19 protein-coding genes and 1 pseudogene are annotated in these 13266 nt (G+C 32.0%); all 20 read left to right on the forward strand.

All coding sequences use genetic code 11. From position 1 onward, the window contains the following. On the forward strand, window positions 1-652 hold a 652-nt coding region (locus tag AB4Y15_RS13230), incomplete at its 5' end, for an RHS repeat-associated core domain-containing protein (RefSeq protein ID WP_427340818.1). 12 nt (window positions 653-664) lie between these two features. Further along, a complete protein-coding gene (locus tag AB4Y15_RS13235) occupies window positions 665-1033 on the forward strand; it encodes a hypothetical protein (protein ID WP_427340819.1) in 369 nt (122 codons plus the stop codon). Window positions 1034-2421: 1388 nt separating this feature from the next. Further along, on the forward strand, window positions 2422-2904 hold the full coding sequence (locus AB4Y15_RS13240; RefSeq protein ID WP_427340820.1) for a recombinase family protein: 483 nt from the start codon (window positions 2422-2424) through the stop codon (window positions 2902-2904). 60 nt (window positions 2905-2964) lie between these two features. Beyond that, the gene (locus tag AB4Y15_RS13245; RefSeq protein WP_427340835.1) at window positions 2965-3204 is read left to right on the forward strand and encodes a recombinase family protein; all 240 of its coding nucleotides are present in this window, start codon (window positions 2965-2967) and stop codon (window positions 3202-3204) included. Between the two features lie 157 nt (window positions 3205-3361). After that, a pseudogene (locus AB4Y15_RS13250) lies at window positions 3362-4596 on the forward strand (IS110 family RNA-guided transposase). Between the two features lie 194 nt (window positions 4597-4790). Further along, a complete protein-coding gene (locus tag AB4Y15_RS13255) occupies window positions 4791-5018 on the forward strand; it encodes a hypothetical protein (RefSeq protein ID WP_427340821.1) in 228 nt (75 codons plus the stop codon). Window positions 5019-5038: 20 nt separating this feature from the next. After that, entirely contained in the window at window positions 5039-5311 is a 273-nt protein-coding gene (locus tag AB4Y15_RS13260; protein ID WP_427340822.1) for a hypothetical protein, read from the forward strand. Window positions 5312-5523: 212 nt separating this feature from the next. Next, on the forward strand, window positions 5524-5871 hold the full coding sequence (locus AB4Y15_RS13265) for an EndoU domain-containing protein (protein ID WP_427340823.1): 348 nt from the start codon (window positions 5524-5526) through the stop codon (window positions 5869-5871). A gap of 16 nt (window positions 5872-5887) precedes the next feature. Further along, window positions 5888-6211 (forward strand): hypothetical protein, encoded by a 324-nt coding sequence (locus AB4Y15_RS13270; protein ID WP_427340824.1) that lies wholly within the window; start codon window positions 5888-5890, stop codon window positions 6209-6211. Between the two features lie 689 nt (window positions 6212-6900). Then, window positions 6901-7200: a hypothetical protein gene (locus tag AB4Y15_RS13275; protein ID WP_427340825.1), complete on the forward strand. Its 300-nt coding sequence runs from the start codon at window positions 6901-6903 to the stop codon at window positions 7198-7200. A 31-nt stretch (window positions 7201-7231) separates the two neighbouring features. Further along, the gene (locus tag AB4Y15_RS13280) at window positions 7232-7750 is read left to right on the forward strand and encodes a hypothetical protein (protein WP_427340826.1); all 519 of its coding nucleotides are present in this window, start codon (window positions 7232-7234) and stop codon (window positions 7748-7750) included. A gap of 478 nt (window positions 7751-8228) precedes the next feature. Next, window positions 8229-8333, forward strand: coding sequence for a peptidoglycan-binding domain-containing protein (locus tag AB4Y15_RS13285; protein WP_427340836.1), 105 nt, complete (start codon window positions 8229-8231; stop codon window positions 8331-8333). A gap of 96 nt (window positions 8334-8429) precedes the next feature. Beyond that, a complete protein-coding gene (locus tag AB4Y15_RS13290) occupies window positions 8430-8705 on the forward strand; it encodes a hypothetical protein (RefSeq protein WP_427340827.1) in 276 nt (91 codons plus the stop codon). A 14-nt stretch (window positions 8706-8719) separates the two neighbouring features. Further along, window positions 8720-9127: a hypothetical protein gene (locus AB4Y15_RS13295; RefSeq protein ID WP_427340828.1), complete on the forward strand. Its 408-nt coding sequence runs from the start codon at window positions 8720-8722 to the stop codon at window positions 9125-9127. Between the two features lie 375 nt (window positions 9128-9502). Beyond that, window positions 9503-9784 carry a hypothetical protein gene (locus AB4Y15_RS13300; RefSeq protein WP_427340829.1) on the forward strand — a complete coding sequence of 94 codons (282 nt, stop codon included), beginning with the start codon at window positions 9503-9505 and terminating at the stop codon, window positions 9782-9784. A gap of 39 nt (window positions 9785-9823) precedes the next feature. Continuing rightward, window positions 9824-10141, forward strand: a complete 318-nt coding sequence (locus tag AB4Y15_RS13305) for a hypothetical protein (RefSeq protein ID WP_427340830.1) — start codon at window positions 9824-9826, stop codon at window positions 10139-10141. A gap of 273 nt (window positions 10142-10414) precedes the next feature. Next, window positions 10415-10981: an imm11 family protein gene (locus AB4Y15_RS13310; protein WP_427340831.1), complete on the forward strand. Its 567-nt coding sequence runs from the start codon at window positions 10415-10417 to the stop codon at window positions 10979-10981. Window positions 10982-11122: 141 nt separating this feature from the next. Next, on the forward strand, window positions 11123-11662 hold the full coding sequence (locus AB4Y15_RS13315) for a hypothetical protein (RefSeq protein WP_427340832.1): 540 nt from the start codon (window positions 11123-11125) through the stop codon (window positions 11660-11662). Between the two features lie 4 nt (window positions 11663-11666). Further along, entirely contained in the window at window positions 11667-12197 is a 531-nt protein-coding gene (locus AB4Y15_RS13320; RefSeq protein ID WP_427340833.1) for a hypothetical protein, read from the forward strand. Between the two features lie 639 nt (window positions 12198-12836). Next, on the forward strand, window positions 12837-13266 hold a 430-nt coding region (locus AB4Y15_RS13325), incomplete at its 3' end, for an RHS repeat-associated core domain-containing protein (RefSeq protein ID WP_427340834.1).

Raw genomic sequence — 13266 nt, forward strand, 5'->3', positions numbered from 1 at the left:
AAACCCCCTTAGCCTAAACCTATACACTTACTGCAAAGGTAATCCAATTAAATACACAGACCCAGAAGGACATAATCCGATAATAGTATTAATGTTATGGGCTACAGCAATAGCATCATCACCAGACACACAAATGGACATACAATTCATATCAATGGATTTAGCAGAAGAAAACTATTTAGCAGCACTATTAGACACAGCAGGGATGTTAATACCCGTAGCTACAGGAATAGGGAAAATTGGAGATGACGCAGTAAAATTTGTTAAGAATGGATTAGACGATATAGGAAAAACTTCTAAAAGGCTGTTTAATATTGATTTACAGTTGTTTGCTAAGGGGACGAGAAAACTTATCAAGTTTAAAGGTGATGAAGCAGTTATTCACTTTGAAAAGCATGGTAAGGAATTGATGGATGCCTTTGGTAAGGATGCGTATAATCTCAAGAACTATATTGACGATGCTAATCATGTAATTAACAACGGAACCTATGTTAAAGAATTAAATGGGTATGTTAAGCTAATAGGTGGAAAGGGTAGTGCAAAATATGGTTTTGTTGGTCTAGATAGAGCAACAGGAAATATTACTACATTCCATATTAAAACAGCATCAGAGCTTTCTAAGAAAGCTCCTAGCCTTGGAATTTTGAAATAAGGAGGAGATTTATTGATAAAAGTAAAAGAGATAAACTGGATTAATGAGTCTGCTAAGGAAGCAGAAGTAATTATTTCAGATGGTATATTGACATTAAAGTGTTTTTCACAACCATTCAATTATGAGGTTGGAGATGAATTAAAGGAACCACTATACTGTTATGAAGTCAGAAATGTTATGAAGTCTGATGAGGAAGGTTTTATATCTGAGAAACAAGATAATGCTTTTGCTTACTTTCTCCGAGGTAAACTGGTCGATTCAAGAAATAAACTTGTTATGGTTGGCGGGGTTAAAATAAGTCTAGAGGATTACTCGATTCCAACAGATTTAAAAGATGGTGATATCATTGAATTTACAGTACAAAGACTAGATATTTACTAGAAAGTTGTAGCAAATAATATAACGATGTAGGGCTATTAAAGCTTTGCATCGTTTTTCTTTTATGGAGGGACTACCCAGTGCCGAATGATTCCAATACCATTACTAAGACATACATAACCCATATAAGTTTAATAAACTTAGTATCAATTGCCACCCACCTATCATAAATACGCACCACAATAGCTTTTTAGTAGGGCGGACAGAAAAGAAAGCTAGGCAAATCACAATAGAGATACATTAATATAGTACATTATAGAGCCTTAAGGGGGATATATACTCTCTTAAGGTTTCTTTATAGTTTAATAGATTCCCCCGCCCCGCCATTTATTTTAGATGGGAGGGGGGCAAGAACTATATCTATATATCTAAAATGATGCATTATGGTGTATTAAAAAATTATCAATACAATAGGAACTATCAATAGTAGCTATAAACATTAGATTAATAAGTAATATCAGATTAGTACAAATTCAATAAATATGAACAACATACATTTAATATAATCATATTTCCCTTATGCTCCTATTACCGCCAATGACGGGGGAACAGTAGTATAATCAATTCATTTATCTATTAGATAGAATATCTATATAGAACTATTATCTACTATGTGTATCTTATAGTACTGAGTTTTATGTAGTGTATGTATACTGTCTATTGTTATTTTGTATATATGTTTTACATCATGTGAAATCTTTGAAACTCACTCCCGCCCGCTGTCGCAGGCGAGGTGAATTTAGGAATACACAGCGTTCCCCCCTGTTAAGGGGAGAACGAACTAGGCGTGTGAATTTGAGGTTTCCTAGCCTACGAGACATTAGACGCACCCAGGTGTAGCTTTACTGCGTGGATGGCTTAACCATCACTCTGTCAAGGTTCCCTGCCTAAAAAAGCACTACGACGGATTAACTGGGAAAAGCCTCTTAGCCTCTAACGCCTCCCACCGACTATTAATCGGGTCGGTATTTTTATGTGTTCTCCCGCAACCACATTCATTTCTGAAAATATTTACTTTTGATATGTAAAAGACTTATCACTTAATCTATACGATATAGATTAGCCATAGTTAAGGGATATGCACCAACTTTTTATAAAAAATTTCATAATGAAGAAATTTAGATACCCCGCCCTCCTATGTCAAAGATTGAAATCCTAGGCATTGGGGGGTGATTTTTGATTTATGAAAAAATAACTTTCTAAAGCTTTAAAATGAAACTCAAATATTCATGATGCAAGCAATAGAAATTTATGTATTATATGGACATAGTTAAAGCAACAAATCATTATGTTCTTTGAAAACTGAATATATAGATTTAATCCTTTATCTTTTGATAAACATTACCCCACCCGTTACGAAAATTAGAATTAATGTTACGGAAGTGAGAAAGATGGCTAAAAACGCAGTAGGATATGTAAGGGTATCTACTAAAAATCAAGTAAAGGAAGGTTATTCTCTTGATTATCAGACAGAAGAAATCAGAAGGTATTGCTATGCTAATGATATACATCTACTTAGTATATATACAGATGAAGGCATAAGCGGTGCGAAGGTGGATGAAGAAGAACTAACAATAGATAGAGAAGGACTACAATGTATGCTATCAGATATAAAGTCTTTAGAAGTAGATTATATAGTAGTTCTTAACACCTCCCGCCTTTGGCGTAGTGATTTAGTAAAGGTACTGATGCATAGAGAATTAAAAGCTGTAGGAGTAGATATAAAGGCTATAGAGCAGGAGAATTACAGTATATATACTAATGACCCCAATGACTTTCTAGTAAACGGTATGATGGAGCTATTAGACCAATATCAAAGGCTAGAAATAGCCCTAAAACTTGGACGGAGGAGAAAGAAGAAAGCAAAAGAATGAGGATATGCAGGAGGCAGAGCAGCCTTTGGATACAAGGTTAGAAAGGGAGACAAAATCCTTATAGTAGATAAAGAGCAGGCTAAAGTAGTAAAAAGGATATTTTATCTTAGAAAAACTCATCCTGCCCTATCCCTATCGGGAATAGCCGAAAGACTTAATACAGAAGGCTATAAAACAGCTAAAGGTAAGGATTTTACAAAGGTACAAGTAAAAAGGATACTAGACAGAGAGTATCTATATAGGGGCTATTATAGATATGGAGATATAGAAGTAAAGGGAGTACATCAAGCAATAATATAGGACTTAATTGTAAAAAGTTCAATTCGTATATATAAAGTGTAAAGGAAATTAAAAGAATGGATAGGCTTTCGTCCCAATGCGGGTCATTATGACTAACGCTCGAACTAAGGTTGCCGACATTCTTTAATTATAAAACTATGGAGAGGAGTGATACCTTTTGCATTACAAATTAAAACATGTATATGTGGGGGTAGACTTACATAAAAACCATCATACGGCAGTGATTATAGATTGTTGGCATGAGAAACTAGGAGAAATCAAGTTTGACAATAAGCCTTCTGCATTTCCTGCATTATTAAAGGAAGTAAAGAAACACACTAAAAAAGGCATTACTCTTGTCTTTAGTTTGGAAGATGTGGGGGCTATGGTAGAAGTCTAGCAGTATTTCTAATAGAAAACAAACACATAGTAAAGGAAGTAAATTCAGCCCTATCCTATGCAAAACGTAAAAGCTACCCCACCACCCAAAAGAGTGACAGTTGGGATGCTAAATGCGTAGTAGATGTATTACTTAATAAATTAGACATTTTACCAGATGCAAATCCACAGGATATATACTGGACAATAAGACAGCTTGTAACCCGTAGAAACGCCCTTGTAAAGGCTTTATCAGCCCTAAAGAATCAATTACATATCCAATTAAGTTATAGTTATCCTAGCTATAAAAAATTCTTTTCAGAAATAGATGGTAAAACAGCCCTAGCATTTTGGGAGGAATATTCTTCACCAAGGCACTTGGCGGGGCTAAGAGAAGAAGAACTGACACAGTTTCTAAGAAAAGCCAGTAGAAATTCTTGTTCTACAAGAAAAGCAAAGGAGATATTAGAGCTAATAGATAAGGATGGAGATACAACAAGGGATTATCAAGATAGTAGGGATTTCCTTATACAAAGCCATGTAAGAGATATACAGTTTAAAAAGAATGAAATTAAGAAAGTTGAAAATGAACTAGAAAAAATGATGGGTTTATTAGATTATAAGCTTGAAACAATGACAGGAATAGATACAGTAACAGCATCTAGTATAGTAGCTGAAATAGGGGATATAAATAGATTCCCAAATCCTAATAAATTAGCTAGATTTGCAGGAATAGCTCCTGTAAACTTTAGTTCGGGCGGTAAAGGAAAAGACCAAAAGAGTAAGTAAGGAAACAGAACATTACATGGCATCTTTTATTTCTTAGCAGTACAACAAGTACAAGTATCTAAAGGAAGCAAGATACCAAGAAATCCTGTATTTTATGAATACTATCAAAGAAAGATAAAAGAAGGAAAAACAAAGGGACAAGCTTTAGTATGTGTCATGAGAAGGCTTGTAAATATTATTTATGGCATGATGAAGAATAAGACTCCCTACATAGCCCCGCCACTTTCACAGAAGAAAGCAGTTTGATATAATGGTGGTAACTGGAAATATATATAGTTGTCACCATTATAAAAACCTAAGTTTAAATTACAACTTAGGGGACGAGTGAACTTGGAAAACTAAAAAGCATAGGAGACGGCATATGGGAATCATCTGCGGGGTTAATATACAAACAAGGTTCTAAACATGGGAATAGAGTTAAGCATGTATTAGCACATGCCATGGATAGTGGAACAAAAGGTAAAAGTTTATTTAATGTTGGGAAGAACAAAGTACTTACTTTAGTTGATGAAGCATGGCTGATGAGGGGGAAAAGTTATTTAAATAGAGGTAATGATGTATATGAGATACCTATGGGGAGAATTGTTGGAACTAAAGGAGAGACAACTATTCGAATTATTACTAAACATGGAACAAATGATATTATATCGGCTTATCCTATTAAATAATATTGAAAGGAGAAAACTAAATGGAATCTAATAAGAAAAAACTTAGATTTTTTGAGGGAAAACTTTACTGTCCTGTTTGTCTGAATGGTGCATATGGTTTTGTCTATAAAGCTAGAATAAAAAACAGAAATAAAGAAATCTTTATATGTGATGAATGTGAAGCTGTATGGGAATCAGAAGAAGATATACTAAACAATCAGTTTGAAGAATTTGAAGAATATATGCACAAGAAAGGATTAAAACCTTTATGGTCAGAGTTAACAGATATTGAAGAAGTTTGGTATAAAAAGTAATTCTTAATTAAAAATCCTTAAGAGGTTTAAAAACCTCTTAATGGCTTTTTGATATTATGATTATTATTGTTTAGTATTTTATAGATAAAGAGAAAAATTGTATAACAGAGATAATTAGAAGTAATTAGACATTACGAAAAAATTTTAAGTTAAGTATTGAGATTACAACTTAGGGGACGGGTAAAGGTCACTCAATATTCTCTGATAAAGCAATGAAACATATTTTCCATGGAAATATTAATGGTAGAGGTCTGCCATCTGGTTATCATCATGCAAATATCATGTCAAAAGCTAAATTATCAAATATAAGCGCTCCTGATAAGTTTGGGGTTTACAAAGCAACCATTGAAATGAATGGAGAGACCAAGTTTTCTACATTCTTCCCAGATAGTTGGAATCGTGTTGATGTGGTAGATGCAATAAAAGATGCGAGAAGTACCGTAAATAATTTCAGTGGTGCAGGATGGTACACTGGTGAAACAGGAGCGGGAATGAAAATAAAGATGTGGTTAAATGATAGTGGACTTGTAGATACTGCATTCCCACTTTATTCAAAATAGAAATATGAGGTGAAAAATGAAAATGGAATATATTTTTGAGCTCAGTGAAGATGGTTTTTATATCCCAAGGCTTGCTACTGAATTTAGATTTATTGAGCTAGTATTTGAAGATATGGCATCTTTCGGTGAAGCTATTTTCAGAGGCTTCATTGAAAATGTAGTAACTGGAAAAAGCGAATATGAAGAAGTTGCAGGGAATATGTGTAATTTGCAGATTTCAAAGAAATATACAATAATAAGTACTGAATTTGTAAGCAGTGGTGTAGACAATGAGTTAAAAGTTGATACAGGTAAGTTGTTTAAATTAATCAACGAATGGACTGAAAAAAATAATCTTTAAGTCATTAAGCTTAAAAAATATTTTGATTGTTGCGGTGGAGGAGTTATTTTCTTCCATCGCTTTTTCTTTGTGTGGAACTACTTAGTGCCGAATAATTCCAATACCATTACTAAGACAAGCATAACCCATATAAGCCCTATACAATATATTTATAAAATTGAATCTACGCACATGTTGAATTTATCATATAAGTTACGCTGCTTAGTATCATATCTTGTCTTAATATCCTCAGTTACCCTCATTCTTTTTATATTTTATCTAGTCTTTGTTTTCCCTCTGTCTATAGAATTTAAAATAATAGCATAAAAGTTAAATATTTTTCGCAACAATAATATCCTTGATTACGACCTTTGGAGTGAAAGGAGCAATTACTCGTTGATATAAATTAAGGTAGGGCATATGTTAAAGACTAGCCACTTACCCCACGAATACACGTTTTTATAATTAAGGGATAAAATACTTAAAAATTTTAAAGTGGGAAGGAAACACCTCATTTATGGTATGATTAAGAAAAAAACAAGACTTCTTATATAGTTCCCAAACTTTCACAGCAGAAAGAAGTTTGATATAATGGTGGTAGCTGGAAATGCATAGTTATCACCATTATAAAACTCTAAGTTAAGATTATAACTTAGGGGACGGGTAAACTTACAAATACAGTATGGGATAATATTAAGATTACTCAACCAATGTATAAAAATACAAAAATACCTAAGTCTTTTGAGATAGTAGTAGGTAGTGAAAAATTTTGGGTACATCCTAATGCTACAAAACATATGGTAGAGTATATTACAAGAAGTACTACTCATGGTATGCCAATAAGAAGTCAAACTTTATTATCAAGCTTTCAAGAATCTGTTTTAAAAGCAGTACAACAAGGGATAAAATATGATGAAATTATTAATAGAGGTAATTGGGAATTGATATTTAGTAAACCAAGAGGAGAAGGATTGCTTCCAGTAATAAAACATGCAGTATATCGTCCATAGTAATTTATAGTTAGATGAAGGAGGTGTGAGTTTGCTAAAAGTTAAGGAGATTTTAAATATAACTCCAATTAATGTAGAGTTTGATATATACATTCCTATAAATATTGAATTCGGTATGTGGGATGTTTCATTAGAGCCTACAATATACTGGAGAATAGGTAACTTTAAAAAATCCTTAATGGAGATAGGGATAGGTTCAAAGAAAGGAATTATTCGTTCTATAACATTAACACAAATTAATGAAATATATGATGTTAATGAAGAAAATATTTTTAATGAAGTTCCTATAACTGAAGGTGTTCCTGTTTTAGAAATTGAAAATAATAATGGAAATAAAAATATTTTCACAGACGAATTAAAGGATTTTCAAGTTTGTATTAATAATGATAAAGTATATATTCTTTTATCACATCAAGGATTAGTATCAGTAATAAAAAATGATAGAGTATCATTTGGATTAGATAAAAATAATTTAATATGTGCTATTCAAGTTGATAAAATTACATCTGATGAGAAATTTAAGATTATTCAATTTAAAAATTCTAAGTAGTGTAAAAAATTCACTTAGATGAAAACAAAAACTCCTTTCTGGTAAAGAACAACAAACAAGATTAAAACCAGAAAGGAGTTTTTAAATAAGTACGTTAAGAAAAGAGATGGAAGAAAACGGTTCTATTGTATTACGAAAAAAATTAAAGATAAAATAAAAAACAGGAGAAACATACTATGAAATAGAAGACATAATATATGACATACAAACATACAGAAAAACAGACTACTATAATGATGTAGTAAAGAAAGCATCAGAAATACAGAAAGAAAATGCAGAATATATAAAACAGATAGCAGGAGACCTACCAACAGACGAAGACCCACCAGCTTTTAGTATATCAACATTAAACGGAGAAGTAATAGATGGAGATGATATAATACTTAAGAGTAGAAGTACCAGACTATCAGAACAAGAAAGCATAGTAACATCAGCAATACAGACAGAACTAAACAAAATACTAGGAACAGACCTAAAGATAGATGGATGGTATGGAAAGAACACAGCCAAAGCAGTAGAAGAACTACAAGAAAAGTATGGTTTACCAAAGACAGGAAAGCTAGACAAACGTACATTCCTGTAGTTAGAGAGTGCATTTACAGAATATCAAACAAAGCAGAGGATAAAGGGATTAAAGTATAAAAAGATTGAGGAACAGATAGAAGATATAACTTAGGGGATGGGTAAAACTGTTGATGATTTACTTGAAGGTGCAACTCGGGGCAGAGCTACAAAAGGGCGTTCTAAAATATATGATAAAGTGGGAGATTTTAATCAAGCCCTTGATGATTTTAATAGTCTTAATCCAAGAAATGTTAGAGATATTGATATTGGAAAAGTCGGAGCTTTAGAAGATGGAAGGACAGTTATTGTAAGGACTAAAAGTTCTGACGGACGAATTACACTTGAAATTCAGAAAGGTAAGAATAAAATCAAAATCAGATATAGTGAATAGAAAGAGGTGAGTTTATGAACGAAATATGGAGTCGATGGAAAGAAGAATTAAGATTACCTAAAAAACTGGTTTTAGATAGTTTAATCGATAATATAGATGGTCTTATTTTAAAGTTTTCTGATGAAGATGACGAAGGTTTACAAGTTAAAGTAGTTTTTGAAGACCACGTATTATCATACAGAAATAGAGATGAGGGCGAGTTTTTAAGAAAATTCAAATATCTAGGAGATACTTATGGTGATAAATTCTATAGCAATTGGAGTTTTTTTCAGGTAAAAAATTCAGAGTATATTCAATGGTTTAACGAGGAAAATTTTGGAATACATCAAAATGAAGACATTAGACATTATGTTTTTATAACGGTTAATGATGTTGTTGAAATTCTATCTGTCTATGAACCAAAGATAGAAATCAAGAGATAAGTAAAACAATAATTACTCAGAATACGATTAATTAAAGTGGTGGTAAGGCTTTATGTCTTGGCATCACTTTTCTTTCATATTCAATTTGAGCGGGGTTTCAGTGGCGAACGATTCCAATAATCATAATAAGTAATACATAACCCATGTAAGCCCTATACAATATATATCTGGAATCAGATGTACGCACATAGTGAATATTATTATATAAATATAAATGGAATGATAAAAATAAAACTTCATATCTAGCCCCATCACTTTCAGAAAAAATAGTGGGGTGATATAATGGTGGTAATTGGTAAAACAGTTGCCACCATTTTAAATCCCAAGTTTAAGATTGCAACTTAGGGGACGGGTAAAGTTCTCAAAGTTAACAATATGGATGAATTTTTCAAACTTGACTTTGGAAAATCCATAAGAAATAAATTAAGTAGAACAAAAATAAGATATAATGGGCAGTTAATTTATAAAGTTACAAATAAAACAGGTAATAAATATTTAAAAAAGGGGTATGGTTTATACTTAGATTCATTACATTATGATCATTTAGAAGTAATAGATAGGCAAGGAGTAGTTAGATGTGTTTTGAATTTAGATGGTAGTTTAAATGTTGATAAAACCCTAAAAGCAGAAGGGCGGACTATTAAAGGATGGAAGTAAAAATGTTATTTAGACAATCATTAATTGGGAGGTATAGTAATGATAAACGAGTTAGAAACTGTTTTGAATTTATTACAGAAGTTAAATAAAGCTTGCAATACAAAATGCTTATCGTTAGAAAGATTTAATGAACAGAAAGATAATATTGAGGATTTTAAGAAATTGTGGCAGGAATATTATAAAGTGTTAGAAAAAACTAAAAAAGTTGATTATAAAGATATCGAAGAAATAAAAGAAAACTACCTTGAAATACATAGGATACTAAATACAATAAAGTGGCATTTAGAAGAAATGGATGAATTGTTGATTGATGTGTTGAGGTGTTATACAGGGATAATATCAGAAATAAAAAAATGATTTAAAAAAGTTGATGGTTATTTTTATAGATATAGGTTGTGAAAATTGTATGGAGTTTGATAAACAAAACAAATCTAAAAAATTTTAAAGGTTTGTGCAGTAAATGCGACAGATATAAGGGGAAAATGATTATGTTTATCATGGTAAATTTTAGGCAAACATCATTGAGATGAAATTCAAAATGATAACTCATTCAGTGATTTGTGGCTGAACCTTGAGGGATTAGTAGAGGTACAGTATAAAGATTACTGGAAATAGAGAGGAGGAATGAACTTGAGATATTATAAATTAATGTACGATTATGAAAATGATGCTGATGCTATTTGTGCTGAATCAGATGATTTAAAAGGTATTGATAGATATGATGTAGAAAAAGGGAAGAAAATAGAGAATTGGCCAGAGATAACGTTCTATTATAATCCTGAGGAAGGGAGTAGAAAAACAGATTATCTAGGAAATGATTTAGGATGGTTTGTTATATCAGAGAGATTTAAAAACATACTTCAGGAAGAAAAAATAGAAGGAATACAGTATCTGCCAATTAATATTGTGAATATTAAAACTAATGAGAAACTAGGCAATTATTTTGTAGTAAATGTATGCAATTTAGTAGAAGCGTTAGATTTAGATAATTCAGTATATGATGTATTTGAAATAGATGAAAATAGAAAGTATATTTTAGTTGTAAAATATGCGTTAAAAGCGGAACTGATAAAAGGATTAGATATTTTTAGATTAAAAGAAGAAGATATTCCTATATATGTATCAGAAAGATTTGTAGATACAGTAAAGAAATATGGTATGACAGGATTTGATTTTTTAAAAGTTAAGGTATCTTAAAGGTAAGATTTAGCAATGGGTGAAGTGTTAGATGAACACTTTACCTATTGTTAAATTAGCCTAAACCTATACACCTACTGCAAAGGTAATCCGATTAAATATACAGATCCAGATGGACATAATCTACTAATAGTGTTATTAATGATGTGGGCTACGGCAATAGCATCATCACCGGACACACAAATGGACATGCAATTCATAGCAATGGACTTAGCAGAAAAAGACTGTTTAGCAGCGGTATTAGACACAGCAGGGATGTTAATACCAGGAGGAACGGGAATAGGGAAAATTGGAGATGACGCAGTAAAATTTGTTAAGAATGGATTAGACGATATAGGAAAAACTTCTAAAAGGTTGTTTAATATTGATTTACAGTTGTTTGCTAAGGGGAAGGTAAAAGGTGTATTTAGCAAATTATCTCCTGAGAATTTAAGAACTATTGGTACAAAAGCACAAAATAGTGGAATACGAATAGTTAAGGGTACAGCTGATGATGCATACGAATTTTTTATAAAACAGATAGATGTTAATACTCTAAAAGAAGTAAAATCTGGAGTATTTGTTGGAAAAGATGCAAATGGAATAATTTTCACATATCGTGCGGTGTCAAAATCAGGACCTCCAATAATAGATGTAAATGGAATAAAAGGATTAAGAAAGATCAAGTTTATTGGGGAGTGATAAGTTGAAAAAAATCGTAAAAAAAAGTGAAATAGCTAAACTTGAGCAAGTGTTTAATGGGATTTTTCAAAGCAAAGACCCTTTTGGAGAAATGTTTCAAGAAAAGATGGAAAATCGAATGATACTTTGTCCTACAGAAGGATATTACTTAACAAAGAAACAATTTAGTGCATTGATTGATACTTTAGAATCAATGGAGAATCAAGAAATTGTAATTACTGTTACGGAGACCGAAGAAAAGAAATTTTGGGTTTGTAACAATAGATTAAATTATAGTGAGTATTTACAATTACCGCTATACCTAGAGAATGCAATTTATTCAAGTAAAGGAGAATGGGGAATACTAGTTTCGCATGAAGAACATGCTGTTGTTGGAGGGATTATTCAATTTATGAGTAAATTTAAAAATATGTATTCAGAATGGGAAGAAGACATAAAAAATTTTAAGGAAATGTGGAAATACAACCATAACAAGTATAAAGCAGATTTGGAATGGATGAATAGATTTAAAAAACATATGAATATCGATTTGTAGTTTTATTACACAAATTTATTTAATTTTACTTTAAAGCAATAATCCAACAAAATAATGGAGAGATAATTCAGTCTTTTCATCATCCTTTTCTGTTCTAAGTAGTTGAAAATTGATTGTATAATTAAAATTTTATAGTGAATTGCTGATGGTTAAGTATAGACTGCTATTAATTCTAACAGAAACATAATGAAAGGGATTTTGAATGCTAGTTTTGAACAATTTTTTAAAACCAAGGGGACAGACCCCTTGGTTTCTTGTACGCCCAGCATGTCTGCTGAGCCAATAGGCTGAAAGAAGCCTTGTCACCAATCCAGCGAGAAGATAACCCAATGGTATTTCTGGCAACAAAAATGTCTGAAGGAAGTTGAAGGGGGAGCATGGAACATAGTGAAAGTGAACCGGTGTTGGCTTATGAAGAGGGTAACCTTGCAAGAAGTGGGAAAGCCCAAAAGCTGGATATCTTCATAAGTTTAGACGGAAGAGTTTATGCTCATGCAGGTAGGTTTATCTGGGGAAAGTCTGTATCATTCTATGGCAGCATAAGACAATGGGACAGGTTTATTGTCTGCTATGCTTTTACTACAATAAACTTATTCACACCTGTTACTTTTACCAATTGGCGAATAGTAGCCTTTTCTATTGCTTTTAACTCATGCAATATCTTATTTTTTTGTTTTAGTTTTTATAAATGAAACAAAAAAAGAAACACATACAACATACATAATAGGGAAAAACATAACGGAAAAGCAAGAAAAAGTAGAAGAGACAGCGTATTATATATACAACAGGTATCAAAACGTAGTAAACCTGATACTGCCAAACGGAGAAATAATAAACACCTACGACTATGACATATATGGAAAAGAAAAAGAAGTAAAAGAAGGAAGTATAACCAACCCATACAGATATGCAGGAGAATACTACGACGAAGAAACAGGGCTATATTACCTAAAGTCAAGATATTATGACCCATATATAGCAAGATTTATCACAGAAGATACCTACAAAGGAGACATAAAAAACCCCCTTAGCCTAAACCTATACACTTACTGCAAAGGTAATCCAATTA

The sequence above is a fragment of the Caloranaerobacter longqiensis genome (assembly GCF_050286925.1).
In the GTDB taxonomy this organism is placed as follows: Bacteria; Bacillota; Clostridia; order Tissierellales; family Thermohalobacteraceae; genus Caloranaerobacter.

Excerpts from the sequence above, each read along its gene's own strand:
- AB4Y15_RS13265 (WP_427340823.1), top strand. The coding sequence starts at position 5,524 with ATGAAACATATTTTCCATGGAAATATTAATGGTAGAGGTCTGCCATCT.
- AB4Y15_RS13315 (WP_427340832.1), top strand. The coding sequence starts at position 11,123 with ATGATGTGGGCTACGGCAATAGCATCATCACCGGACACACAAATGGAC.
- AB4Y15_RS13270 (WP_427340824.1), top strand. The coding sequence starts at position 5,888 with ATGAAAATGGAATATATTTTTGAGCTCAGTGAAGATGGTTTTTATATC.
- AB4Y15_RS13275 (WP_427340825.1), top strand. The coding sequence starts at position 6,901 with ATGTATAAAAATACAAAAATACCTAAGTCTTTTGAGATAGTAGTAGGT.
- AB4Y15_RS13300 (WP_427340829.1), top strand. The coding sequence starts at position 9,503 with ATGGATGAATTTTTCAAACTTGACTTTGGAAAATCCATAAGAAATAAA.
- AB4Y15_RS13260 (WP_427340822.1), top strand. The coding sequence starts at position 5,039 with ATGGAATCTAATAAGAAAAAACTTAGATTTTTTGAGGGAAAACTTTAC.
- AB4Y15_RS13240 (WP_427340820.1), top strand. The coding sequence starts at position 2,422 with ATGGCTAAAAACGCAGTAGGATATGTAAGGGTATCTACTAAAAATCAA.
- AB4Y15_RS13295 (WP_427340828.1), top strand. The coding sequence starts at position 8,720 with ATGAACGAAATATGGAGTCGATGGAAAGAAGAATTAAGATTACCTAAA.
- AB4Y15_RS13255 (WP_427340821.1), top strand. The coding sequence starts at position 4,791 with ATGGATAGTGGAACAAAAGGTAAAAGTTTATTTAATGTTGGGAAGAAC.
- AB4Y15_RS13290 (WP_427340827.1), top strand. The coding sequence starts at position 8,430 with ATGGGTAAAACTGTTGATGATTTACTTGAAGGTGCAACTCGGGGCAGA.
- AB4Y15_RS13305 (WP_427340830.1), top strand. The coding sequence starts at position 9,824 with ATGATAAACGAGTTAGAAACTGTTTTGAATTTATTACAGAAGTTAAAT.